At 55.2% G+C, this 22,026-nt stretch carries 25 protein-coding genes; 14 read left to right on the forward strand and 11 right to left on the reverse strand.

Going from position 1 to position 22,026, the window contains the following annotated elements; genetic code table 11:
- Nucleotides 1–16 precede the first annotated feature (16 nt).
- From BMX59_RS23765 to BMX59_RS23780, 4 genes are all read left to right on the forward strand, one after another.
- Nucleotides 17–1,060: a phage late control D family protein gene (locus BMX59_RS23765; protein WP_093126372.1), complete on the forward strand. Its 1,044-nt coding sequence runs from the start codon at nt 17–19 to the stop codon at nt 1,058–1,060.
- A gap of 127 nt (nt 1,061–1,187) precedes the next feature.
- The gene (locus BMX59_RS23770) at nt 1,188–3,083 is read left to right on the forward strand and encodes an acyltransferase family protein (protein ID WP_093126377.1); all 1,896 of its coding nucleotides are present in this window, start codon (nt 1,188–1,190) and stop codon (nt 3,081–3,083) included.
- Nucleotides 3,084–3,139: 56 nt separating this feature from the next.
- Nucleotides 3,140–3,703: a glycoside hydrolase family 19 protein gene (locus BMX59_RS23775; RefSeq protein ID WP_093126383.1), complete on the forward strand. Its 564-nt coding sequence runs from the start codon at nt 3,140–3,142 to the stop codon at nt 3,701–3,703.
- Entirely contained in the window at nt 3,685–4,221 is a 537-nt protein-coding gene (locus BMX59_RS23780; protein WP_093126388.1) for a lysis system spanin subunit, read from the forward strand. The genes BMX59_RS23775 and BMX59_RS23780 overlap by 19 nt, the downstream gene beginning before the upstream one ends.
- Before the next feature lie 6 nt (nt 4,222–4,227).
- On the opposite strand, the gene BMX59_RS30280 is transcribed toward BMX59_RS23780, so the two are convergent.
- Entirely contained in the window at nt 4,228–4,767 is a 540-nt protein-coding gene (locus BMX59_RS30280) for a hypothetical protein (RefSeq protein WP_139212922.1), read from the reverse strand.
- Between the two features lie 172 nt (nt 4,768–4,939).
- On the opposite strand from BMX59_RS30280, the gene BMX59_RS23785 reads away from it, so the two are divergent.
- On the forward strand, nt 4,940–5,734 hold the full coding sequence (locus BMX59_RS23785; RefSeq protein WP_093126392.1) for a DNA adenine methylase: 795 nt from the start codon (nt 4,940–4,942) through the stop codon (nt 5,732–5,734).
- A 123-nt stretch (nt 5,735–5,857) separates the two neighbouring features.
- On the opposite strand, the gene BMX59_RS23790 is transcribed toward BMX59_RS23785, so the two are convergent.
- Nucleotides 5,858–6,607 carry an SOS response-associated peptidase family protein gene (locus tag BMX59_RS23790; protein WP_093126396.1) on the reverse strand — a complete coding sequence of 250 codons (750 nt, stop codon included), beginning with the start codon at nt 6,605–6,607 and terminating at the stop codon, nt 5,858–5,860.
- A gap of 101 nt (nt 6,608–6,708) precedes the next feature.
- Between BMX59_RS23790 and BMX59_RS23795 the strand changes: the two genes are divergently transcribed.
- From BMX59_RS23795 to BMX59_RS30285, 4 genes are all read left to right on the forward strand, one after another.
- The gene (locus tag BMX59_RS23795) at nt 6,709–7,134 is read left to right on the forward strand and encodes a LexA family protein (protein WP_044286813.1); all 426 of its coding nucleotides are present in this window, start codon (nt 6,709–6,711) and stop codon (nt 7,132–7,134) included.
- Nucleotides 7,127–8,404, forward strand: a complete 1,278-nt coding sequence (gene umuC / locus BMX59_RS23800; protein ID WP_093126401.1) for a translesion error-prone DNA polymerase V subunit UmuC — start codon at nt 7,127–7,129, stop codon at nt 8,402–8,404. The genes BMX59_RS23795 and umuC overlap by 8 nt, the downstream gene beginning before the upstream one ends.
- A gap of 413 nt (nt 8,405–8,817) precedes the next feature.
- Complete coding sequence (locus BMX59_RS30875; protein ID WP_256572991.1) at nt 8,818–9,813, forward strand: hypothetical protein; 996 nt, start codon at nt 8,818–8,820, stop codon at nt 9,811–9,813.
- Entirely contained in the window at nt 9,813–10,856 is a 1,044-nt protein-coding gene (locus BMX59_RS30285) for a hypothetical protein (RefSeq protein WP_139212923.1), read from the forward strand. Before BMX59_RS30875 ends, BMX59_RS30285 begins: the two co-directional genes overlap by 1 nt.
- 129 nt (nt 10,857–10,985) lie before the next feature.
- On the opposite strand, the gene BMX59_RS23810 is transcribed toward BMX59_RS30285, so the two are convergent.
- The 3 genes from BMX59_RS23810 to BMX59_RS23820 form a co-directional block, all read right to left on the reverse strand.
- On the reverse strand, nt 10,986–11,879 hold the full coding sequence (locus BMX59_RS23810) for a DUF2971 domain-containing protein (RefSeq protein ID WP_093126407.1): 894 nt from the start codon (nt 11,877–11,879) through the stop codon (nt 10,986–10,988).
- A 419-nt stretch (nt 11,880–12,298) separates the two neighbouring features.
- Entirely contained in the window at nt 12,299–12,622 is a 324-nt protein-coding gene (locus BMX59_RS23815; protein WP_093126412.1) for a type II toxin-antitoxin system RelE/ParE family toxin, read from the reverse strand.
- On the reverse strand, nt 12,573–12,815 hold the full coding sequence (locus tag BMX59_RS23820) for a CopG family ribbon-helix-helix protein (protein ID WP_093126416.1): 243 nt from the start codon (nt 12,813–12,815) through the stop codon (nt 12,573–12,575). Before BMX59_RS23820 ends, BMX59_RS23815 begins: the two co-directional genes overlap by 50 nt.
- 263 nt (nt 12,816–13,078) lie before the next feature.
- On the opposite strand from BMX59_RS23820, the gene BMX59_RS23825 reads away from it, so the two are divergent.
- A complete protein-coding gene (locus tag BMX59_RS23825) occupies nt 13,079–13,300 on the forward strand; it encodes a hypothetical protein (protein ID WP_093126421.1) in 222 nt (73 codons plus the stop codon).
- A 99-nt stretch (nt 13,301–13,399) separates the two neighbouring features.
- Here the strand turns inward: BMX59_RS23825 and BMX59_RS23830 are convergent, their stop codons facing one another.
- Nucleotides 13,400–14,587: an MFS transporter gene (locus BMX59_RS23830; RefSeq protein ID WP_071489035.1), complete on the reverse strand. Its 1,188-nt coding sequence runs from the start codon at nt 14,585–14,587 to the stop codon at nt 13,400–13,402.
- Between the two features lie 483 nt (nt 14,588–15,070).
- On the opposite strand from BMX59_RS23830, the gene mqo reads away from it, so the two are divergent.
- A complete protein-coding gene (gene mqo / locus BMX59_RS23835) occupies nt 15,071–16,717 on the forward strand; it encodes a malate dehydrogenase (quinone) (RefSeq protein ID WP_093126426.1) in 1,647 nt (548 codons plus the stop codon).
- Nucleotides 16,718–16,782: 65 nt separating this feature from the next.
- Here mqo and BMX59_RS23840 read toward each other — a convergent pair whose 3' ends face one another.
- The gene (locus tag BMX59_RS23840) at nt 16,783–17,454 is read right to left on the reverse strand and encodes an NADPH-dependent F420 reductase (RefSeq protein ID WP_093126431.1); all 672 of its coding nucleotides are present in this window, start codon (nt 17,452–17,454) and stop codon (nt 16,783–16,785) included.
- A gap of 99 nt (nt 17,455–17,553) precedes the next feature.
- Between BMX59_RS23840 and BMX59_RS23845 the strand changes: the two genes are divergently transcribed.
- Together BMX59_RS23845 and BMX59_RS23850 are read left to right on the forward strand one after the other, a co-directional pair.
- On the forward strand, nt 17,554–18,450 hold the full coding sequence (locus tag BMX59_RS23845) for a LysR family transcriptional regulator (protein WP_093126435.1): 897 nt from the start codon (nt 17,554–17,556) through the stop codon (nt 18,448–18,450).
- 177 nt (nt 18,451–18,627) lie between these two features.
- Entirely contained in the window at nt 18,628–18,957 is a 330-nt protein-coding gene (locus BMX59_RS23850; protein WP_071489038.1) for a YXWGXW repeat-containing protein, read from the forward strand.
- A 25-nt stretch (nt 18,958–18,982) separates the two neighbouring features.
- On the opposite strand, the gene BMX59_RS23855 is transcribed toward BMX59_RS23850, so the two are convergent.
- From BMX59_RS23855 to BMX59_RS23865, 3 genes are all read right to left on the reverse strand, one after another.
- Nucleotides 18,983–19,327, reverse strand: coding sequence for a hypothetical protein (locus BMX59_RS23855; protein WP_071489039.1), 345 nt, complete (start codon nt 19,325–19,327; stop codon nt 18,983–18,985).
- A gap of 101 nt (nt 19,328–19,428) precedes the next feature.
- Nucleotides 19,429–19,824, reverse strand: a complete 396-nt coding sequence (locus tag BMX59_RS23860; protein ID WP_092247496.1) for a PIN domain-containing protein — start codon at nt 19,822–19,824, stop codon at nt 19,429–19,431.
- On the reverse strand, nt 19,821–20,078 hold the full coding sequence (locus tag BMX59_RS23865; protein WP_093126441.1) for an AbrB/MazE/SpoVT family DNA-binding domain-containing protein: 258 nt from the start codon (nt 20,076–20,078) through the stop codon (nt 19,821–19,823). The genes BMX59_RS23860 and BMX59_RS23865 overlap by 4 nt, the downstream gene beginning before the upstream one ends.
- A 145-nt stretch (nt 20,079–20,223) precedes the next feature.
- Here BMX59_RS23865 and BMX59_RS23870 point away from each other — a divergent pair, with 145 nt between their 5' ends.
- A complete protein-coding gene (locus BMX59_RS23870) occupies nt 20,224–20,616 on the forward strand; it encodes a RidA family protein (protein ID WP_093126445.1) in 393 nt (130 codons plus the stop codon).
- Between the two features lies 1 nt (nt 20,617).
- Here the strand turns inward: BMX59_RS23870 and ppnN are convergent, their stop codons facing one another.
- Nucleotides 20,618–21,991, reverse strand: coding sequence for a nucleotide 5'-monophosphate nucleosidase PpnN (gene ppnN, locus BMX59_RS23875; RefSeq protein WP_025856956.1), 1,374 nt, complete (start codon nt 21,989–21,991; stop codon nt 20,618–20,620).
- Nucleotides 21,992–22,026: the final 35 nt, after the last annotated feature.

Here is a 22,026-nt window from a genome sequence, read left to right on the forward strand (position 1 = left end):
ATTTCGAGGACCAACCATGAAGCCAATCTTTCGAATTGTCGCTGATGGCAACGACATCACAGCCTTGATCAACGACCGTCTGCTGTTACTGCGTACGCTCGACAAACCTGGTATGGAGTCGGACGAGTTCGAATTACGTATTGATGACCGTGACGGCGCCGTCGCGCTCCCCAAGAAGGGCGCCGGGATCGAGATCTATCTTGGCTACGACAGCAAAGCGCTGGCACGTCTTGGGCGTTACACCGTGGATGACATCGAGGTCTCCGGTCCGCCGGATACCCTGGTCATTCGCGGTAAGGCCAGCGACATGCGCGGCAGTGGCAAGACCACCCGCAGCGGCAGTTGGGAAAATGTGCCGCTGTCCAAGATCGTCAGTGATATTGCCGCACGTAATGGATGGAAGCCTGAATGCCCAGTAGCAACTGTAGTTCCTCGGGCCGATCAGATGAACGAGTCTGACTATAACTTCATCACCCGGCTCGCCAAGGATCACGACTGTACCGCCAAGGTGGCCGACAGCAAGCTGCTGGTATTGACACGTCAGAGTGGGCAGACCGCCAGTGGCAAGAATTTGCCAGCGATCACCATCCGACGCAGTGACGTCAGCCGCTGGCAATTCCGCTTTACCGACCGCACCACTCAAAAGGCAGTCAAAGCCAGGTATCAGGACAAGAAAACCGGAGAGCTGGTGAACCTGACTCTGGACAACAATGACGCACCTGTAGGGTTGCCCCCGGTGCATACCGACCGACATATTCATCCCAACAAATCCGCCGCTGAGCAGGCAGCCAAAGCCCGGCTCGCCGCATTCAATCGTTCGACCGCTGAGGTACGTTTGGAGATGCTAGGGCGTACGGATCTCTATGCTGAACGACAGGTCAATGCGCAGGGTTTCAAGGAAGGGTTGGACGGGGAGTTCCTAGTGGACTCGGTAGAGCAGGTGTTCACCCAGTCTGGCTGGAGCACCACAGTGGAATGCAACGCAGGTAAGAAGGGCAAGGCTAAGGCTGCAAGCAAGAAAAAGAAAAAGTCAAAAGAAGTCAAAGTGATGGAGCTTTGATGAGTGCGAGGCTCAATCAGAGAGAAATCCTGTAATATCTCGCCCGCGACGAGTTTGGGAGTCAGCCGTCACCCCCAAAATATCAAGTCATATGCCTCGTGAAAAGACAGTCATCGGATAGCGAATAATGGATTTTAGAAAAGATATAAATGGTTTAAGAGCGCTAGCTGTACTGGCTGTTGTCATTTACCATTTCAATGCGTTATGGCTGCCGGGCGGGTTTGCTGGGGTAGATGTTTTCTTTGTTATCTCCGGCTATTTGATGACGGCGATTATTTGCCGTGGGTTGAGTGGCGATGATTTCAGTTTGGTTCGTTTCTATATTGCGCGGGCTAAGCGGATCATTCCCGTCCTAGCTGTTATGTGTTTTGCGTTAATGGTGTTTGGTTGGTTTAACTTGTTAGCGACCGAATACAAGCAAATGGCGCAGCATGTTTATAGTAGTCTTGGGTTTTACTCGAATACTGTTTATCTGAAGGAGGTAGGGTATTTTGCCGCAAGCACTAACGAGAATTGGCTGCTTCACACCTGGTCGCTTTCTGTTGAGTGGCAGTTCTATATTATCTATCCAATTGTGCTACTGGTCCTGAGGAAAGTATTTGGACTTAGGGCTATCCGTTGGTTTGTGCTGGCGGCGGTTTTGATTGGTTTTATTTACTCGCTCATACTTTCTCCACAGTACCCAGAACAAGCGTTTTATCTGCTGAAAGCCCGCGCCTGGGAGCTTTGCGCCGGTGGCCTTGCCTTCCTTTTTCCTCTCGCATTGAACAAAGCGAAAAGCCGTATCCTCGAATGGGCAGGGTTAGTGCTAATCCTGTCTGGCTATATCGTGATATCGAAAACTGTGGTGTGGCCCGGTTATTACGCGCTCATGCCGGTCACGGGAACGCTGATGGTAATCCTCGCCAATAGACAGAATTCTCGGTTGACCGGCAATTGGGTGTTTCAGCGTGTAGGCTTGTACTCGTACTCGATTTACATTTGGCACTGGCCTGTCATGGTCTACATGACTTATTCGGGGCAGCTCGATGGCTTTTTCAGCGCCTTGATAGGTATTGTTATTTCACTGGTGTTCGGTTATGCATCCTATGCATTGATTGAGCGTAAGAGGGGTAAGCCTAAGAGTGGCGCTCGTTCTTTGGCTTGGTGTGGCGGTTTCGTAAGTCTCGTGTTACTCAGTGTTTTAGTTTTTAAATCCGATGGCCTCAACTTGGATATAAGAGGTGAGAGCATCACTGAGAAAACAAGATTCGTGGATAGTTATGCAGCGCTGCATAAAAATCTTGGTGAAGCATACTGGCTTAAATGTAATTCTTATGAGGTTTTTGCCGCTACCGGTGCAAAAAATATTGACGCTTCTTGCACTGAAAAGAAGGGGGTGGGGGGTGTTTTTCTTTGGGGAGACTCGCACGCTGAAGCGCTTTCATTCGGAATTCGGAGCAATTTGCCTGCCGGTGTTCCTTTCTATCAAGTCACCTCATCTGCTTGTGGAGCAACCCTAGGCCAGAACAAGTCTCCTGTGGCGTTCCAAGCTACCTGTAATGCATCCAATGCCTTTGCATTGCAGGAAATTGCTCGGATCCAACCTGAGATCGTCGTGATGGCTCAACAGAATTCTCACGAGCTTACGGATTGGAATGAAATTGCTCGGCATCTAAAGACGCTGGGAGTCAAAGAGGTCGTGCTGGTCGGGCCTGTACCGCAATGGCAACCGTCCTTGCCACTGGTGATCACTAAGCGTCATTGGAATTCTGCTGACAGTCAGATCGTCGATCAGGGGCTGGATGAACGGATCCTCAAAACTGACGCATTGCTCAAGGAAAAACTCGATTCGAGTGTGATCGACTATATTTCTGTTATCGGCGGTGTATGTAAAGGCTTGGCCTGTTTGGCCAAGGTCGATGATGGAAAGTCGCTAATGGCGGTGGATTACGGTCACCTGACCCCTTCGGCTTCCTTGTACGTAGGACGAACGATTCTTGCCCCGAGGCTGAAGCAATTACTGCACCCCTCTAACGGCTGACAAACATCTGTAACCAAACCCGGCACTTGCCGGGTTTTTTTCGTCTGGAGAAAATCATGGGACTAACCGAAGCACAGCTCCAACGCATCATGCCCAACGCCCGCCGCCAAGCGGGCGTTTTTGTATCCGCCCTAAACGCGGCCATGACCAACCGCAAGATCGATACACCGACGCGCCAGGCGGCCTTCCTTGCCCAGGTTGGGCACGAGTCCGGCCAGCTGCAGTACGTGCGTGAACTGGGGAGCGATCAATACCTCAGCAAGTACGACACCGGTCCGCTGGCAGCCAGGCTTGGCAACACTCCGACCGCCGACGGTGACGGCCAACGCTATCGCGGTCGTGGGCTTATCCAGGTCACCGGGCACGACAACTACCTGCGCTGCAGCCTGGCGTTGTTTGGTGATGAGCGATTGCTGCGCACGCCGGAGCTGCTTGAATTGCCGCAATGGGCCGCTGAGTCGGCCGCGTGGTTCTGGTCGGTGAATGGATTGAATGTGCTCGCGGATCAGGAGCAGTTCACCACCATCACCCGGCGGATCAATGGGGGCCTCAATGGCCTGGAGGATCGGCTGCAGCTGTGGGCCAGGGCGAGGGCGGTGTTATGCGTCTCTTCTACCTGATCCCCATGCCATACCGGCTCGCCGCAGTCGGCGCGTTGATGGTGACGGTGGTGGCCGGATCTGCTGCCTTCGCCTGGACCGCTCAAGGTTGGCGCTACGGCCAGCAGTTGGAGCGCCAGGCCAGGCTACACGCCGACACCCTCGGCGAGTTATCCCGAGCGGCTGCCGCCCAGCAGCGCAAAGAACAGGACAAGCACCTCGCCCTTGAGCAGCGCCTGCGGAACAAAGATGAAACCCACTACAAGGAATTGACCGATGAGCAAACCAAGCAGGCTCGTCTGCGTGATCGCCTGGCTACTGCTGATCTGCGGCTGTCAGTCGTTCTCGCCGCCACCGACGCCACCAGCCGCTGTTCAGTGCCAACCACCACCGCCACCGGCCGCGTGGTTCATGGCCCCACAAGAGCCGAACTTGACCCAGCGCATGCTCAACGAATTATCGGAATCACCGATGCAGGTGATCAAGGATTGATCGCCCTTGCGGCGTGCCAATCCTACGTTCGGGAGATCCTACATTGAGAGGGGCTATTTCAAGTTACGATCAAACTTAAGATCGTTTTTATACCGGCTAGTCAATTTTTGTGGTGTGAGGGTGTCGTGAAAGAGTGAAACTGCAGCGCAAAAAATCAGTGTGAATACTAGGTATAGAGCTGTTGTTACGTATTCGGTATTGGATTTTGCTCCGAACTCGGTGAATGCAGAAGCCGTTAAATAACCAAACATTGCGCCTAGCCCAGCTCTTACTATTGCTAATAAATTCGTTCCTACTTCGGAGGTTATCTTGTGGATGTAATTAAATCTTCTCGCTCCCCATTCCGTCTTTCGGGTGAATGCAAAGCTATATATACAAATAACGGTGTAGGGTATCAGGAGAAATGAGGCATGATCCGATAGCTGTTTTACTGCAAGTAGGCCGTTGATAGTAGCTTCAAACCCTTCTTTGGATCTGGAGTTAATCCATACTGGAATGGAGCCTATGATGATCCCTAACAACAGCTCTGTAATAAGCTTAGTTGCGAACTGCGGTAGCTCAATTTTGAAATTATGTAGTAGATCTTTTTTCATTAGCCAGCCTGTTAGACCGATTTAAAAAGGAGCGGCTGTTTTGGATGCGTCAACATTCAAACAGCCACCTTCCCCGCAGATCGTCCCTGCAAGTCCAGCCAAGGCTCCTGCTTCGTGCACAAAGCGAAGCGAGCCTAGCACTGTTTATCCATACAGCAAAGGTCTTGCTTCTATGTCTACACCCATCGTCCCTTGGATGGGCGGCAAACGCCGCCTGGCCGACCGCCTTATCCCGCTGTTCCCGCCGCACGAATGCTACGTCGAAGTTTTTGCCGGCGGTGCCGCGCTCTACTTCATGCGTCCCCAGGCCGCCCCGGTCGAAGTCCTAAACGACATCAACGGCGACCTGGTGACGCTCTACCGCGTTGTGCAGAACCACTTGGAAGAATTCGTGCGCCAGTTCAAATGGGCACTCAGTTCGAGACAGGTATTCGAATGGCAGAAAATGACCCGCCCTGAAACCCTTACCGATATCCAACGCGCCGCCCGATTTTTCTACCTGCAGCATCACGCCTTCGCTGGCAAGGTGACGGGGCAGACCTTTGGCACCGCGACCACTGGCCCGGCTATCAACCTGCTGCGGATCGAGGAGAACCTCTCTGCCGCATGGCAGCGCCTGTCCGGCACCTATGTTGAGAATCTCCCCTGGATTGATTGCGCCGAACGTTATGACCGACCGCACACTTTCCATTACATGGACCCGCCTTACTGGCAAACCGCAGGCTATGGCGTCGACTTTCCTTTTGAAAACTACGAGCGAATGGCCGACTTCATGCGGCGCTGCAAGGGCAAGGTTATGGTCAGCATCAATGACCATCCCGATATCCGACGAGTGTTTGAAGGCTTTCACTTCGAGACGGTAGATATCCGATACAGCACAGCTAACCAGCGCCAAAGCAAAGCCGAGATCAGCGGCGAGTTGGTAATCATGAATTGGGAGCCGGCAGCGTTGGGTGGGCTGTTCTGATAGGCGCCGCCGTTTTGAACGGTGGCGCGTTGCCCTCACTGAACTAAAGTTGCCCCTGTAGCTCGTATTGCAGTCTTTTAACCTCACATTGGGTAGCGGATGGATAAGCAACTCGCGGGTCTTTCATTTCTGCTTACCCTGGTGTGGATCTCTGCAGTCGCCTTCGTGATGTGGTACCTGAGCTGACCTGTCTGGCTCAATCAGTTCCGGCCCCTGATTTCTAACATTCCCTACGTCCTTGCCTACGGGAAACCATTCAAACTCTTCCGTGGGTTGGCACAGTTCCTTTGCAATCTCCTCCGCTCGCGATGGGGTTATGCCGGGATCAAGCCACTCGTTGGCATGTTCTGGGGTCAACACCAAGGGGCGCCGGTCGTGGATATCGACCATGCCCTGATCGCTTGCGGCGGTGATAATGACAAAACCATCGCCCTCATGAGGCTCCAACCCTGGATTGACCTGGGCAAGCGCCCCGAAGAACATCGGACGCCGGCTCTTCAGGCGGATGAAGTAGGGCTGCTTCTTCTTCGGATCGTCCGGATCTTTTACCCATTCATACCAGCCTTCACTGGGCACAATGGCCCGGCCATTCGGCCAGAGCTGTTTGAAGAACTTCCCGGTGGTGACCGTCTCGACCCTAGCGTTAATCGGATCCGGAGGTTTTCCCTTCGCCCAGAACGGCGCCCATCCCCATTTGACTGCATCGATATGCAGCCCATCCTCAGCTGTGTGTAGAACCTGCACCCGCGTTGACGGTGCGACGTTGTAGCGATCAATTGGCTGAGCGTCATACCCGCTGAACAGCTCTATCTGCGGGCTCAGCTCTTCAATGAAGATCGCCATCCCTTCGTATTGCACGAATCGCCCACACATACGCACCTCTCCGCTTGTCGAAATCCCCTACAGAAAAATTGACCGCAAGCGTCCTACAAAGTTAACTGTACATTCATACAGTAAATGTAAAAGGCCGCATCATGAGCTTCACCATTCTAGGTCCCATCGCTGAGGTCGGCGCGAAGTTGCCGTTGTGCTCGTTCCAGGTTCCGGCCGGTTTTCCGTCGCCGGCAGCGGACCACATCGAGCAGCACATCTCATTGGATGAGGTCTTGAATATCCGGGCACCCCACGTGTACCTGGTAGCAATCACCGGTGAGAGCATGCAGGGAGTCGGGATCTTCGATGGTGACCTGGCCGTGGTGGACCGTGCCATCGAGCCGATCCACGGGCATGTGGTGGTGGCACTGCTGAACAATGAGCCCGTCTGCAAGCGCTTGTGTAAGCGCGGTCGGGAAGTGGTCCTGCTTTCCGAAAACCCCAAGTTCCCGGCACGCTACGTTCTCGAAGGCGACGAACTATCGATCTGGGGCGTGATCACCAGCACAGTGCGCAGCCATGTCTAAGCAGCAGCCAACCTTCGCACTGATCGACTGCAACAGCTTCTATGCTAGTTGCGAGCGAGTATTCCGACCTGACCTGGCGAAGGTGCCCATCGTGGTGCTAAGCAATAACGACGGGTGTGTCATCGCCCGGAGCTACGACGCCAAACCCTTCATCAAGATGGGCGAGCCGTATTTCCAGATCAAACACAAGCTCAAGCAGCACGGCATTGTCCCGTTTTCCTCCAACTATGCGCTGTACGGCGACATGAGCGAGCGCGTCATGAGACTGATCGAGGCGATGGTGCCGGCAGTCGAGGTGTACAGCATCGACGAGGCGTTCGCCGACCTGACCGGTATCGGTGGGCTGGATGCCTTAGGCCGGCAGATTCGCGCCCAGGTGCTTCGCTGCACGGGTATCCCGGTCGGTGTTGGTATCGCTCACACAAAGACCTTGGCGAAGTTGGCAAACCACACCGCGAAGCGCCTGCAGTCCCAAACCGGTGGGGTGGTCAACATCACCGATCCGGTTAAGCGTGATTGGGTGCTACGCAATACGGACGTGGTGGAGGTGTGGGGTGTCGGTCGAAAGATGAAACTCCATCTTGATGCCATGGGTATCAAGTCGGCGATGGACCTGGCTAAGGCCGATCCGTGGACGCTTCGTAAGAAGTTCAGCATTGTGATCGAGAAGACGGCCAGGGAGTTGGGCGGCACGCCTTGCCTGGAGCTTGATGAGCCGGATCCGCCGAAGCAGGAGATCTGCTGCAGCCGCATGTTCGGCATGAGGCTGGCAGAGCTGCCGCCCATCAAGGAGGCGGTGGCCACATACATGATGCGCGCCTCTGAGAAGCTCCGCGCCCAGGGCTCGCTGTGCAAGAAGGTGCGGGTGTGCATCCGCACTGGCATGTTCAATCCAGAGGAGGCGAAGTATGCCAATGGGGTGGTTGTGGATATGCCTTATCCCACTGACGATGTGCGGTTGCTTACTCAAGCTGCGGTGGGGGCGCTTGATCGGATATTTCGATTAGGCTTTAAGTACAGCAAGGCTGAGGTCATGTTGCTCAACCTCTGTCAGGCAGGTGAATACACCGATGATCTGTTTGCCATGTCACAGCCTGCGGGTGCTACTCGGGTGATGACGGTGTTGGATCAGATTAATAATCGGTGGGGCAGCGGAACGCTGCGCTCCGCGAGCGTGCCAGCAGATCCTGACTGGGGTATGAGGCGCGATATGATGAGCCAAAGCTTTACGACAAAACTTGATGAGCTATGGTCCGTGGCTTGCCGATGAGCCTGCCATCGGCTGAAAGCAAGGCAATCAGGCCTTTTGCAGCTATTGAGTGCTCGTCCAGCTAAGGTGTGCACATTTTCTGCTTCATTGCATTTATGGGGGACTATGCTTGGCAGCAAACGGTCCTATTATAGAGCCCCTCCGAGATGTGCCTATGCAGTTCAGGTGAGAAGATATATTGTATTGAGCTAATAGGGTGTGGGTGCAGTAAGTATTACCTTTTGAGTAACTAAAATAAGGAGTTTTTAGTGGATTTGATACATGATCGTCGCACAGACTGTTATTCGGTTCTCGGAAAGATGACAGCAGGAGAGTATCTAAGTTTAGTCCGAGGGGCGCACGCGCAACGGGGTGGTATCACCGGGCAGCGAGAGGTGCTTAAGACGACAACAGCAAAGCGAATACGAGACCGAATGATTTCTGATATTCGCGCTGGTGCAGTGTTACCTCCGGTAGTGATCGGCGTAATAGTAGATGAAGCAGTTGTTAATGATATATCTTCCGGGGGGCTCTCAGATATCAATCTGTTTCTTCAGGGACTTTCCCGTCATGATCTTACAATTATTGATGGTATGCAGCGAACTGCAGCATTAATAGATGCGTGTGAGATCGATGTAAGCATCGCATCTCGAGAGATGAGAGTAGAGTTTTGGGTTGCTAGATCGGTGAGGTCTCTAGTTTACAGGATGCTGGTCTTGAATACAGGGCAGGTACCATGGACGTTAGCGCGTCAGCTATCAGTCGTATATGCACCGTTATTGGACGAGATAAAAAATAATGTTCCGGAAATTGATAGGATTTTTTCACCCGATAAACCTGGGCGGCGTGTAGCTAGTGCGCAATTTAGCTCGGATGCATTAGTAGAACTGTACCTGGCATTTTCTTTGCGGAAAACGAATGTTGATACAAAGGAGACTTTGTCAGAAGAGTTTTCTCGATTGGACTTTGTAGATAATCTTGCGGATACAGGTTTTCAAGAGCATTTTTATAGCGCGCTTTCATTGCTAGTTGCGCTCGATAAAGCCTTTGATCGATATGATAATGGAAATAGTGGGCGATTTTCGCGCGGTAAAGAGGTGTTCGGAAGTCAGCCTGCACGCATTGGGTTTATGGTTGCGATCGCTCAATATGTCTTGGGTCGCCCTGGCCTAGATAGGGAAGTAATAGAAAGAAGTACTCGGATGGGTACGGTTGTCAAGCATGCATCCACTATGGTTGATAAATTGAACAGACTTAGTCCAGTCGAAGTGGGCGGTTTTCTTCGCTTGGATGTACTGAGTGAGATTTTGGATAAGAAAGTCGGACAGGTGGGTAGATATGAGCGAAGCGTATTTGTAGAAGCGTTTAAGGTCCTTATAGAGGATGCTTTTGAAATACCTAATATGGAACCCTGCTGGCGTGCAAGTTAATGACTTCCAGGAATAAAATTGCAGCAAATAATTTAATATTTGCAGACCTAGACCAGTACTGCATCGTAAACGAGGTGGCTCGTAAAAATGCAGGGGAAGGTCGATGGCTTATAAGCGAAAAGGGCAAAGATCAGCGAAGATTAGTGAAGGCGGATTTAACAACGGCAATGTCGTTAAGTACGTCATTGAAACTGGCTCGTTTTGATCTAGATGGTAGCTCAATGTTTTGTACGGTTGGGTTAGAGTTGCCGGACGAAATAGCAGGCTTGGCAGATGAGGGTTTAGCCGGTGGTATGATGACAGCTATATTGTCAGAACTTAGGCCTATGCCTAAGGCTACGCCGGTTGAAGTTGGTAACATAATTGGCACGGGGAAAAATACAAATGGTTACAGTGGGCATGACGTCATTGACATATCCCCATTGTATCCCACAATTAGGGTTTTTTCGGGTGTAGATATTAGTGACTCCGAGACGTCCCGAGTGTTCTTTTTAATTTGTTTAGCCGATCGAATTCGTGCTGGCGCTTGGATAGATAAACAGTTTAGAGCCAATCTAGAATTGATTGCGGATTTGAGCCCTGTAGCAATTCCTTACAGGATTTTGTGTCGTTCTTTGTTTGATACGGACCCAAGTGCCGTCTTTTTGGCTCTGTACAGATGTTTGGAAGCCCTTTATGCCTATTCTCAAACATCTGAGCTTATGGGGAAGCTCGGTATGAGCATGGAGTGGAATCATGTTGCTCGGATTTTAGAGGAAACTCTTTCTTGGCATCCTCGAGAAGAACCTAGCTTGGGAGTGCTTTTACAGCAAGCAGTTTCTGACGACTTACGGCTGCTGCTTTCCGCGCTGGGAGTTGCGTTGCCTGCAAATGCAGACTTGGTTAATTTTACTACGAAGCAAATGTATCAGTTACGTAATTCGTTGGTTCATTATAGATCTTTTCATCAGTCCTTTGATCCTGATAAAGTTGATTGGAATAGATTGTGTGAGGCGACTGCTCTAATGGTGCTGCACGTATATTCTTCAATAATAAGTAATTAGTATGTATTGTTGAATCGGAGGACTAACAAGTCGGTGTGAATCGTCCGCGTGCTAAGGCGTGGACGCAGTTGGTTAGTATTTTTGATCTAAAGAAAATGCATGGGCTAATTTCTTGGTTGATAAGATTTTTCATGGAAGTAATTTGTTTATGTCTAATGGAGATAGTTCAAGCTGAAAGGAATGGTTTGCTGGAGTTGCCTGAAATATCTCAGCGTGGGGATAGCTATGCGTGATGGTTTGCGATAATGCGATTTTGTGGTCAAGTGGCATGCGGCAGCCAAACACGACTCCTGTGAGCTCTTTGGAACCAAATTTTTTATCCTCATAAGGCGCATTTTTATCGCGCCCGTCACCGGCAAAAATTCGCCACTCACTTTCATGTTTCCAAGCATCTGATTTAGTGTAAATTAGACTGTTAACTCGTTTTTCTTGATCGAAAGTGACTAAGCCTGCTAAGAAGTCTGAAAGTTCGTCATTTTCGAAGAGTTTAGGGATGTCGTGCATATAAGACATTTTTTTTGCGGTGCAATAGGGGCTGTCTGCTCCGGGCTCATCTTCGAAACGAAGGACTACCCCCTTATTGCTGTCAGCATAGTAGGCCCACATTAGTTGGTTGGTAGGAGAGTCAGTTAAGCATAGTATTTTGGTCGTGGCGAGATGCTCCCTTGTTTCGCAGTACGTACGGTGAATTTTTTTGTCGATTGCGGAGAATGATTGTTTTATGCCTTCTTCCATTTGACGCATGAAGTTTTTTTTAGGGATGCCTTTAAGGGCTGGTCGCATGATATTTATTGCAGAAGTCATTTTGTTTTCAGGGTGGCCTGTTAGCTCTCCGATAAATACCTTCCATAACTTTTCAAGTGTATTTCTAAGTACTTTATTTCGGTCAAAGTTTATCTGAAGGTCAAATTGAATGTCGTACGGGTCGTTCAAGGTCGCTGGTGTGCTCCAGCGAAGTGTTTGATTTTCGAGCACAATGCTTGCTGTGCTATATGGCATATATTTATAGAAGACTTTAGTCATTGTTTTAGGCTCCGTCTGTATGTGTAGGTGCAAGCGATGTGATCGAGGAAGGTTCAGATAGACAAATGATAGTATTAAACGTGAGGAGGTAGGAGTTGCTCTCTATAATTTGTAGCAATTATGTTTGGACGGTACAGAGTTGTGTGCTCGCTGTTTAGGACTGACCAAACTGTTGAGGGGAATTGGGAGATTGCTTGTTGCTTAATTTTTGCTACGAGGCTGGCGAATTTCAACACAGGAAGCAAGTAAAGCGGTGCCCTAACGCATCAAGCTGTCCAATCCATCATCGGGGCGACGGAGAAGCGGCGGGAGAGTGGGGCGATTTGTAGGGGCATTGGGGCGTCTGAGTTAGCGAGGCGAATGGGGCGCAGTTTATCAGGGATGGGTGTTGGGTGTCGGGGAGCCGAGATTTGCGTCCACTACCATTTCGAACGGGGACGCTGCCGTGTATGGAATACACCGAGGATTTGCAGGCGATCACCGCGTACCCGATACGGAATCAGATATGACCAATTGGGGACTGCCCATTCACGGGTGTTTTTGACCCTGCCTTCACGACCCATAGAGGGAAATTGAGCCAGTTTGTCGACGCTGGCGAAAATGGCATCGGAGAAGTCGTCAGCAGCCGTTGGATTTTCGAGGGCGATATAGTTTGCTTCGTCTTCTAGATTTTTGAGCGATTTTTCAAGCCACTCAACCCGCCTTCCGACTCCAGCGCCTAGCGCGCATGGCCGCCACTTGATCGTCGGTGGCGAATTTGCCTTGGTCGGCTTCTTTCACGGCCAACTCGATCTGAGCGGTCAGCGTTTTTTCATGCTCGATGTAGTCGCGAAGAACGTCCATCGCCAGGTAGGTCGCAGTCTGGCCGTTGCTTTTGGCCAAGTCGGCAAGAGAGTTGGACAGGTCTTCCGGCAGGGTTAGGGAGATTCCAGTCATGGCGACCTCGAAGGTGGATGGTTGTGGGCATCCTACACTGTGGATCGTTGGCTTGAATCAGCAGGTCGTCGCGAGGTGTATCCAGAAGCTACTAACCTTAATTCAGAGCATCATGGTTTTATCGATTTCCCTCCGAACACCCAACCGGCAACCTGAACCCCTCCTGTCACCCAGCAAAGTTTCATCATTTCCGGCGCTTTTGAGCGCTACGATCCTCTTCAAGAGAGGACCTCCGCGCCTCCATTCCACAGGGAACTGAAACCATGATTTCGAACCTCGTTAAAGTCGTGATGGTTGCTGGCACATTGCTGTTGAGTGCCTGTTCGTCGGGTTCTTCCGGCGTGAGCAGCGACCCTTGTTTTTCAAGCGGGTGCCAGGCGTTTGGGGACCATACGCCCAGCAAAGCCGCCAAGATGAATTTTGGCGGCGGTGAGTTGGGGAGTAGTTATGGGGAGTATGGGGCGGGGTTGTTGCATGATGATTGATGGGGTGGTGGGTAGTCGTGAGTGTGTTGACTGACCCACTGCCATCGGGGGCAAGCCCCCTCCTACAGTTGGATCTTCATTGGATCGGGAAGTGTGGCGTCAGTGGCCGCCCTTCATGCGGCGGGCGATGAGGTAGATGCCCAGGCCGATCAACGCTGTAGCGGCGCCGATGTAGCCGGTGCTGGTCCAGCCATACCCGGCTGTAATCGCCATCCCGCCCAACCACGGTCCCAGCGCATTCGCCAGGTTGAACGCCGCGTGGTTCGACGCCGCCGCCAGGCTCGGGGCTTCGTGGGCGATGTCCATCAAGCGGATTTGCAGGGGAGCTGCCATGGCGATCATGGTGCCGACCAGGCCAATGCCCAGCAGCACGCTCCATAGCGAACTGGCGGCGAAGGTGAAGAAGATCAGCACGGCCATCGACCACACCATGATCCAACCCACGGCGCGAAATTGCAGGCGGTCGAACAGCTTGCCGCCGGCGATGTTGCCGATGATGCCGCCGACGCCAAACGCGGCGAGGCCGAAGGGAATCCACTGCGGCGAGACTTTGGTCACTTCCAGCATGGTCGGCGCCAGGTAGCTGAACACGCAGAACATCCCTGCAAACCCGATCGCGCCAATCGACAACGCCATCCACACCTGCGGTTTGGTGAAGGCGCGCAGTTCCTTGCGCGGGTCGCTGCGTTGTTCGTCGTGACGATGGGGCACGAATTGCCAGACCAGTAAGAGGGTGCACAGGGCAATCACGCTGACCAGTGCAAACGCCGAGCGCCAGCCCAGGTGTTGGCCGAGGAAGGTGGCGATGGGGTTGCCGAGCAGCATGGCCAGGGTCAGGCCCATCATCACGCGGGCCACGGCGCCGGCGCGTTTGTCGTTGGGCACCATGCTCGAGGCGACCACGGCGGCGATGCCGAAGTAGGCGCCGTGGGGCAGGCCGCTGATAAAACGGAAGGCCACCAGCGAGCCGAAGGTCGGGGTGAAGGCGGTGGCCAGGTTGCCCAGCGCATACAGGCCCATCAGTAACAGCAGCATATGTTTGCGCAGCAACTTGGCGCCGAGGATGGCCAGCAGTGGGGCGCCGACCATCACGCCCAGGGCGTAGGCGCTGATGGCGTGGCCGACTTGCGGTTCACTCAAATTCAGATTGTGGGCGATGTCGGGCATCAAGCCCATGATGGCGAATTCGCCGGTGCCGATCGCGAAGGCGCCCACGGCCATGGCCGCTTCCATTTTGGCGGCGCTGCGCGCGGGCAGCACATGCCCGGGTGTTTGCTGGATAGTCATGGGTAACTCTGGTTGGATGGAGCGCACGAAGGAGAGCCGCTGATGCTACGCAAGCGGCGGCAAAGGTGTCTAGAACAGCCGTTTGCGTCAGAGTTCCAGGCCTGTGACCCCTGGTCGCGCCTGCCACGCTTGACATCGACGGGTTAAAAGCCGCGATTTAGAGCTGTCAATTGGCCAAACGGCGCATAAACGCCGTTTGCCGTGATATTCTGCGCGCCGTCCTGGTCTAGTCTCTCCTGGGTACGTACATCCGTATACGTCCCGGCGGTTGGCTGTCGCCCAGGTAGCTGAAGCCAATAATGATAAAAAGTCAGCGCAGAAGGGACATAAACAGTGAGGTCGATACGTCGGCCTTGTGTGCCCACCCTGCGGCCCTCTCGTGAATGTGCAAACCCCGCGGTGCGTTGCCTGGCGCATCGTGATGGAGGGTTGCCCATGATCAGGGGCGGTAGGGCGGATGGCGTTTTATCATAGGTGCTACTGATGTTTAAAAAAGTAAACACTGCCCTGCTGGGGCTGGCTTTGTCGCTGGGGATCAGCTCCGCTCAGGCGGAAGAGGCAAAGAAAGTCGATGTGCTGCTGATTGGCGGCGGCATCATGAGTGCGACCCTGGGTGTCTGGCTCAACGAGCTGGAGCCGGGCTGGTCGATGGAGATGGTCGAGCGCCTCGATGGCGTGGCCGAAGAAAGCTCCAACGGCTGGAACAATGCCGGTACTGGTCACTCGGCCCTGGCCGAGCTGAACTACACCCCGGAAGACAAGAACGGCAACGTTGAGATCCCGAAAGCGGTCGAGATCAACGAAGCGTTCCAGATTTCCCGTCAGTTCTGGTCCTGGCAGGTCCGCCAAGGCGTGCTGAAGGACCCGCGTTCGTTCATCAACACCACACCGCACATGAGCTTTGTGTGGGGCGATGACAACATCAAGTTCCTGAAAAAACGCTACGAAGCCCTGAAGGCCAGCCCGCTGTTCGCTGGCATGCAGTACTCCGAAGACCCGGCGCAGATCGCCAAGTGGGTTCCGCTGATGATGGAAGGGCGTGACCCGAACCAGAAAATCGCGGCCACCTGGAGCCCGCTGGGTACCGACATGAACTTCGGCGAGATCACCCGCCAGTTCGTCGCTCACCTGCAGACCACGCCTAAGTTCGACCTGAAACTGTCGAGCGAAGTGCAGGACATCACCAAGAACGCCGACGGTTCGTGGCGTGTGAGCTACAAAAACCTGAAAGACGGCACCAAGACCGAAACCGACGCCAAGTTCGTGTTCATCGGCGCCGGCGGCGGTGCACTGCACCTGCTGCAGAAGTCGGGCATTCCTGAAGCCAAGGAATACGCTGGCTTCCCGGTAGGTGGTTCGTTCCTGGTGACCGATAACCCAACCGTTGCCGAGCAACACCTGGCCAAGGCCTACGGCAAGGCTTCGGTTGGCGCGCCACCGATGTCGGTTCCGCACCTGGACATCCGCGTGCTGGATGGCAAGCGTGTGATCCTGTTTGGCCCATTCGCGACCTTCTCGACCAAGTTCCTGAAAGAAGGCTCGTACCTGGACCTGCTGACCAGCACCACCACCCACAACATCTGGCCAATGACCAAAGTCGGTATTCGTGAATACCCACTGGTCGAGTACCTCGCCGGCCAACTGATGCTGTCGGACGACGACCGCTTCAAGGCGCTGCAAGAGTACTTCCCGAACGCCAAGCAATCCGACTGGCGCCTGTGGCAAGCCGGTCAGCGCGTGCAGATCATCAAGCGTGACGAGGAGCAGGGCGGCGTTCTGAAACTCGGCACTGAAGTGGTCAGCTCCGCCGACAACACCATCGCGGGCCTGTTGGGTGCATCGCCAGGCGCGTCCACCGCGGCCCCGATCATGCTGACCGTGTTGCAGAAAGTGTTCAAGGACAAGGTCGCGACCCCTGAGTGGCAGGCCAAGCTGCACCAGATCGTACCGAGCTACGGCACCAAGCTGAACGACAGCCCGGAAGCGGTTGCCAAGGAATGGGCCTACACCGCCGAAGTCCTGCAACTGCCTACGCCGCCTGTGATTCCGCAAATGGCTGCACCCAAGGCCACCGAGGCTGCCAAGCCCGCGGCTGAGCCGAGCAAGCCGGCGTCTGATCTGGCGCTGTAAGCCAGGCTGATGCACAAAGCCCGCTGAACCGGTAACGGTCAGCGGGCTTTTTTGTGGGGCGGTGTTTAAGCGCGGGTGTGCTCGCGGTCGACCGGCGGCAGTTCGACCGTACGCTCGGCCGCGGCCAGGGCCGCCTTCAGCCCGGGCTGGTCCAGCGGCACGCAGTACGCGGGCTTGGCCCGCTCGAACCGCCAGCTTTCATCCAGGCTGCCGGCATCGACGGCGTCAAAGCCCAGCTCGTCGAGCAGGGTGATCACCTGCGCTTTGGCGACAGCATCGTCGCCGGCCACCGGCAATGCGCGACGGTCAGGTGCGCCGTGGGGGCGAGCATGATCGGTAATGTCCGCGGCGAAAATCGCGTTGAACACTTTGATCACCTTTGAGTGGGTGAAGTGTTCGGCGAGCAGTCGGCTGGTGGTGGTTTCAAATCGATCCAGCGCGGGGAAATGACCGTCGCGCTCCGGGTAGTAGTTGTTGGCGTCGAGCAAGGTCTTGCCTGCCAGCCATTGCGTCGGGACTTTTCGGTAGTGTTCAAACGGAATCGCCACCAGCACCACGTCACCAAACTGTGCGGCGTCTTCTGCGCTGCCCACTTTGACGCCGCGTATGCCGCTTACCACGCTGCTCATGGTCTGCGGGCCGCGAGAGTTGCTCAACATCACTTCATGCCCGGCCGCCAGTGCCCGCTGTGCCACGGCGCGCCCGATAAAACCGGCTCCAATCACGCCAATCTTCATGGTCTTGCTCCTGATAAAGGGGGAAGCCGCTATGATGATTGGCAACCAAATGGCGATAAATAAGCACTATGGCGTGGGTGTTGTTACTGGGAGTAGGGAATGATGGACCGTCTATCGAGCATGAATGCCTTTGTGATCGCCGCCGAATTGGGCTCCTACGCCCGCGCCGCCGAGCGTTTGCACATGTCGGCGCAAATGGTGGCCAAACACGTTGCCGCGCTGGAGCAGCGCCTCGGTGCGCGGTTACTCAATCGCACCACGCGCAGGCAGAGCCTCACGGAGTTGGGGAGCGCGTACTACGAACGTTGCAAACATATCCTTACGGAGGCCGAAGCTGCGGACTCGCTGGCGCAAATCATGAATGACACGCCGCGTGGCAAGCTTAAGATCACCGCACCTGTGACCTTCGGTTCCTACAGCCTGATGCCGCTGATTACTGCATTCCTGCGCGATAACCCGGACGTGGAAATCGACCTGCACCTGACGGATCGCTTCGTCGACCTGGTGGAAGAGGGCTATGAAGCAGCCTTCCGCATCGGTCCATTGGCGACCACCGGCCTGACAGCCCGGCCACTGGCGCCTTATCGCCTGGTGGTCTGTGCTTCGCCTGCGTACCTGGCTGCGCGGGGTACGCCGCAGGTGCCGGCAGACCTGGAACGTCACGAATGCCTGGGCTATGCCTTCTGGTCACGCCCGGCGGACCGCGAGTGGATATTTCATCAAGGCTCGACGCTGTACAGCGTACAGGTGACCAGTCGTCTGCAGATCAACGAAAGCCGGGCATTGATGTCGGCGGCGCTGGACGGTTTTGGCGTGGTTCTCGGCCCCCAGGATTTTTTGCATACGGCAATGGCCCGCGGTGAGTTGGTACAGGTGCTGCCGGACTTCGAGGCCCCGAGCCGGCCAATGCATCTGGTCTACACCGCAAATCGGCAGCGCACCGCCAAGTTGCGGCGATTTGTCGAGGCAGTGCTGGCGCGTTTCGGTCCGGTTTGAGCATTCATGTACCCGACGGGCCTTTCGTCTACCTCATGAACGCAACGCCCTCAGGTTCAGCAACCTGACAGACGCCACCTGTTAAAAATACTCCAGAGCCAAGCAGGAGCGAGGCTGCAACAAGGGGGCATTTTCTAGCGGTGCAGGTACTGGGCGTCAGCGTCCGAGGGTTTTTCTATGTGGCTACGTTATGGGGCATTGGCGGCCATGGTCGTCGCGGCATCCGGGTGTGTTCAAGAGCGCGTCGTGCATGAGCGCAGGCCGGTGCAACATGAGTATGTGGAAGTCATCGCGCCGCAACCGCCGCCGGTGCAGGTGATCGAAGTCGAGCCACCCGTACGCTACGGCTATATATGGTCGCGTGGTTATTGGCGCTGGGACGGCGGGCGATATGTGGCTGTACATGGTCACTGGGAGCCGGTACGCGAAGGCTATCGCTACGTGCATCCGCATTGGGTGCAGCGTAATGACGGGTATCACTGGCAGGGTGGTGGCTGGGTTCGCTGAGCCCAGGTTTCATTGGCCAGTAGCGTTAGATCGGCTTGTGGGTACCCAGCAGCCGAACCTCTCGCAACAATGCGGCACCGAGTTGGTCGGTGCCCAGTTCCCGATAGCCCACGGCCTTGACCTCGCCGTTTTCCTCCGCCTGGATGAGGATCACCGGGGTTTCCTTGCCGGTGGTTTCGTCGATATGCATCGCGTATTGGGGAATATCCAGCTTGATCGGCGTCCCCGCCGCCTGGCCTTTCACATTGATCAGGAAGGCGGCGCAACCGCTGTCGACATCCGCACTGGTGGCGGAGCGGCCGCTGACGAAGCAGGTTTTTGGCAGATCGGGCCAGGTGATGGCATCGGCCAGGGCGAGAGTGGGAGCCATAGCCAGGGCTGCGAGTAGAAACGTGCGCACGTCGGTCTTTCTCTCGATCAAGGTAAAAAACGGTTTGTATCAAAGCCCGCCCGCTGCCGCAATGCTGCGGTTCAGGCCAGTCGCTTCATGCCTGTGGTCTTGATCGCATTGAGGTCGAAGGTTGCCGTGTACTCGCAACCAGCGGCATGGGCGCAGCGCTCGATCAGGCAGTCTGCAAAGTCAGCCTTGTTCGCCACAAACTTGCGCAGCGCCTGCCAGATGATCTCGGCATGCTCTACGGTCAATTCGCGGGTGCGCAGCAGGGTCTCCAGTACCATCACCACATCACTTTTGGCCGACTGGTAGCAGCTTTGCAGTACCCACACCAACTCCACAATGGAAACCAGGCTGATAAAGCCCGGCGAGGCAGTGGTCAATGATTCGATCAGATCGGATGCCTTGGCGGATTGAACGGGATCATCCTGGGTGATGTAGCGCACCAGCACATTGGTATCCAGCCCGATCATCCGGCTTTTGCCCCCTGCGCTGCGATGGCCTGGTTCATCTCTTCGATGGAGACGGCCCTGGCGGAGCTGCGGATCAACCCTTTGAGGTCATGCACCGTTTTGCTCGCGGCAATGATGGAAAACTGCCCATCTTCCATTTCTACGAATTCAACCCGATCCCCTGTTTCCAGGCCGAGGGCAGTCCTGACCTGGACAGGAATGGTGATTTGACCTTTTGAGGTGAGTGTAGCGATAGCCATGTTGAAGATCTCCATCGTGATATTCCTTACCTTAGGGTAAGGAATGACAGAGGACAATATCCGTTGGTCCATAGGGTGCTCATCTGGTGTGGGTTAGTCGGAACAGGTAAAACACTAGTCCCAACTGTGCCCGCCTGCCGGGCTTAAAGAGATACAAGCCATGACCGACCGCCAGCTCATCATCCCTCCCTCCATGCACTCAATCGTCGAGCGCGCCGGCTACGTGCCCGCGGTCAAGGTGGGCAAGACGTTGTACTGCGCCGGTCAGGTCGGGCGTACGGCTGCATTGGCGGTGATCGAGGACCCCGAGGCGCAATTCGTCGCGGCCTGGGAGAATCTGCGGCAGGTGCTGGAAGAGGCCGGTTGCACCTTCGACGATGTGGTGGACATGACCACTTATCACGTCGATATGAGCCAGCACATGGCGGTTTTCCGTGAAGTGAAAAACCGCCTGTTTCCACGTGGGCATTGCGCCTGGACCACAATCGGGGTGTCCGAACTGGCGCACCCCGGCCTGCTGGTGGAAATCAAATGTGTGGCGGTACAGCGCTAGCTTATTGCACCACGCGGTAGCAGGGTACATACGCCGCGCCGCCCGGCAACTTCATGCGGTGCTGGGCGACGAAGGCCTGTAGCAACTCATCCAGCGGTTTCATGATGGCCGGGTCGCCGTGGATCTCATACGGGCCGTTCTGCTCGATCAGGCGGATGCCCTTGTCCTTCACGTTACCCGCCACGATCCCCGAGAACGCGCGGCGCAGGTTGGCGGCGAGTTCGTGGGGCGGCAGGGCGTGGCTCAATTGCAGGCTGGCCATGTTTTCGTGGGTGGGGTCGAACGGGCGCTGGAAGCCTTCGTCGATCTTCAGCAGCCAGTTGAAGTGGAAGGCGTCGTTGCGCTCGCGACGGAACTGCTTCACCGCCTTGAGGCCAGCGGTCATCTGGCGCGCCACTTCGGCGGGGTCGTCGATGATGATCTGGTAGTGTGCCTGCGCCGCTTCGCCCAGGGTGGCGCCGACGAATGCGTGCAACTGCTGCAGGTACGGCGCGGCGTGTTTCGGCCCGGTGAGGATGACCGGGAACGGCAGGTCGCGGTTGTCCGGGTGCATCAGGATGCCCAGCAGGTACAGGAACTCTTCGGCCGTGCCGGCGCCGCCAGGGAAGATGATGATGCCATGGCCTACACGCACGAAGGCTTCCAGGCGTTTTTCGATGTCCGGCAGGATCACCAGCTCATTGACGATCGGGTTCGGCGCTTCGGCAGCGATGATGCCCGGTTCGGTCAGGCCCAAGTAGCGCCCGCCGGTAATCCGCTGCTTGGCGTGGGAAATGGTCGCGCCTTTCATCGGACCTTTCATCACGCCAGGGCCGCAACCGGTGCACACGTCAAGGCTGCGCAGCCCCAGTTCATGGCCGACTTTCTTGGTGTATTTGTATTCTTCGGTATTGATCGAGTGCCCGCCCCAGCACACCACGATCTTCGGTTCGACACCCGGGCGCAGCGTACGGGCGTTGCGCAGCAGGTGGAACACATAGTCGGTGATGCCCTGGGAGTTGCTCAGGTCGATGCGCTGGCTGTCCAACTCGTTCTCGGTGTAGACGATATCGCGCAGGGCGCTGAACAGCATCTCGCGGGTGCTGGCGATCATTTCGCCATCGACGAAGGCGTCTGCCGGAGCGTTCAGCAGTTCAAGGCGCACGCCGCGGTCCTGTTGGTGGATGCGCACTTCAAAATCTTTGTAGGCGTCGAGGATGGTCTTGGCATTGTCGATGTGCGCGCCGGTGTTGAGGATCGCCAGGGCGCATTGGCGGAACAGGGTGTAGATGCTGCCGGTACCGGCTTCGCTCAGTTGCTGGACTTCACGTTGAGACAGGGTTTCGAGGCTGCCCTTGGGGCTGACGGAGGCATTGATGACTTGACGTTGGGGCATTCTGATTCCTTGAAAGCGCAGCCACCGCACCCGCA

The sequence above is a fragment of the Pseudomonas sp. NFR09 genome (assembly GCF_900111535.1).
Taxonomy (GTDB): domain Bacteria; phylum Pseudomonadota; class Gammaproteobacteria; order Pseudomonadales; family Pseudomonadaceae; genus Aquipseudomonas; species Aquipseudomonas extremorientalis.

Bases quoted from the DNA above. Each gene is read 5' to 3' on its own strand.
- BMX59_RS23765 (WP_093126372.1), top strand. From the start codon at position 17: ATGAAGCCAATCTTTCGAATTGTCGCTGATGGCAACGACATCACAGCC.
- BMX59_RS23770 (WP_093126377.1), top strand. From the start codon at position 1,188: ATGGATTTTAGAAAAGATATAAATGGTTTAAGAGCGCTAGCTGTACTG.
- BMX59_RS23775 (WP_093126383.1), top strand. From the start codon at position 3,140: ATGGGACTAACCGAAGCACAGCTCCAACGCATCATGCCCAACGCCCGC.
- BMX59_RS23780 (WP_093126388.1), top strand. From the start codon at position 3,685: ATGCGTCTCTTCTACCTGATCCCCATGCCATACCGGCTCGCCGCAGTC.
- BMX59_RS30280 (WP_139212922.1), bottom strand. From the start codon at position 4,767: ATGAAAAAAGATCTACTACATAATTTCAAAATTGAGCTACCGCAGTTC.
- BMX59_RS23785 (WP_093126392.1), top strand. From the start codon at position 4,940: ATGTCTACACCCATCGTCCCTTGGATGGGCGGCAAACGCCGCCTGGCC.
- BMX59_RS23790 (WP_093126396.1), bottom strand. From the start codon at position 6,607: ATGTGTGGGCGATTCGTGCAATACGAAGGGATGGCGATCTTCATTGAA.
- BMX59_RS23795 (WP_044286813.1), top strand. From the start codon at position 6,709: ATGAGCTTCACCATTCTAGGTCCCATCGCTGAGGTCGGCGCGAAGTTG.
- umuC (WP_093126401.1), top strand. From the start codon at position 7,127: ATGTCTAAGCAGCAGCCAACCTTCGCACTGATCGACTGCAACAGCTTC.
- BMX59_RS30875 (WP_256572991.1), top strand. From the start codon at position 8,818: ATGATTTCTGATATTCGCGCTGGTGCAGTGTTACCTCCGGTAGTGATC.
- BMX59_RS30285 (WP_139212923.1), top strand. From the start codon at position 9,813: ATGACTTCCAGGAATAAAATTGCAGCAAATAATTTAATATTTGCAGAC.
- BMX59_RS23810 (WP_093126407.1), bottom strand. From the start codon at position 11,879: ATGACTAAAGTCTTCTATAAATATATGCCATATAGCACAGCAAGCATT.
- BMX59_RS23820 (WP_093126416.1), bottom strand. From the start codon at position 12,815: ATGACTGGAATCTCCCTAACCCTGCCGGAAGACCTGTCCAACTCTCTT.
- BMX59_RS23825 (WP_093126421.1), top strand. From the start codon at position 13,079: ATGATTTCGAACCTCGTTAAAGTCGTGATGGTTGCTGGCACATTGCTG.
- BMX59_RS23830 (WP_071489035.1), bottom strand. From the start codon at position 14,587: ATGACTATCCAGCAAACACCCGGGCATGTGCTGCCCGCGCGCAGCGCC.
- mqo (WP_093126426.1), top strand. From the start codon at position 15,071: ATGTTTAAAAAAGTAAACACTGCCCTGCTGGGGCTGGCTTTGTCGCTG.
- BMX59_RS23840 (WP_093126431.1), bottom strand. From the start codon at position 17,454: ATGAAGATTGGCGTGATTGGAGCCGGTTTTATCGGGCGCGCCGTGGCA.
- BMX59_RS23845 (WP_093126435.1), top strand. From the start codon at position 17,554: ATGATGGACCGTCTATCGAGCATGAATGCCTTTGTGATCGCCGCCGAA.
- BMX59_RS23850 (WP_071489038.1), top strand. From the start codon at position 18,628: ATGTGGCTACGTTATGGGGCATTGGCGGCCATGGTCGTCGCGGCATCC.
- BMX59_RS23855 (WP_071489039.1), bottom strand. From the start codon at position 19,327: ATGGCTCCCACTCTCGCCCTGGCCGATGCCATCACCTGGCCCGATCTG.
- BMX59_RS23860 (WP_092247496.1), bottom strand. From the start codon at position 19,824: ATGATCGGGCTGGATACCAATGTGCTGGTGCGCTACATCACCCAGGAT.
- BMX59_RS23865 (WP_093126441.1), bottom strand. From the start codon at position 20,078: ATGGAGATCTTCAACATGGCTATCGCTACACTCACCTCAAAAGGTCAA.
- BMX59_RS23870 (WP_093126445.1), top strand. From the start codon at position 20,224: ATGACCGACCGCCAGCTCATCATCCCTCCCTCCATGCACTCAATCGTC.
- ppnN (WP_025856956.1), bottom strand. From the start codon at position 21,991: ATGCCCCAACGTCAAGTCATCAATGCCTCCGTCAGCCCCAAGGGCAGC.